Annotated in this window: 1 pseudogene; it reads left to right on the top strand. The window is 25.7% G+C overall.

From position 1 onward, the window contains the following. Window positions 1-195: 195 nt before the first annotated feature. Window positions 196-385, top strand: a pseudogene (locus AC1DHT_RS29460) (tryptophan--tRNA ligase); the annotation flags it as partial.

A 385-nucleotide genomic window follows, 5' to 3' on the forward strand; every position in this document is an offset into this window, starting at 1 on the left:
AGATTATTCATTGACTTTCTTTATTTAAATTAAGGTTTAAAGTTAGAATAGTATTAAAAATTACAAGACTATATGATTAGATTATTCATTGACTTTCTTTATTTAAATTAAGGTTTAAAGTTAGAATAGTATTAAAAATTACAAGACTATATGATTTATATCTAATTCATTATGTTATATGAAGGAGCGATTGAAATGGAAAAGGAAAATCTACTTACAGGTGACAGACCCACTGGTAAACTTCATATCGGTCATTATATCGGTTCCCTAAAGAAAAGAGTTGAAATACAAGACCAATTTAACAACTTTATTATGATAGCTGACCAACAAGCATTAACTGATAATGCTAAAAACCCTAAAAAAATTCAAAATAGCTTAATAGAAG

The organism is Pseudomonas sp. 05N432, from assembly GCF_056396945.1.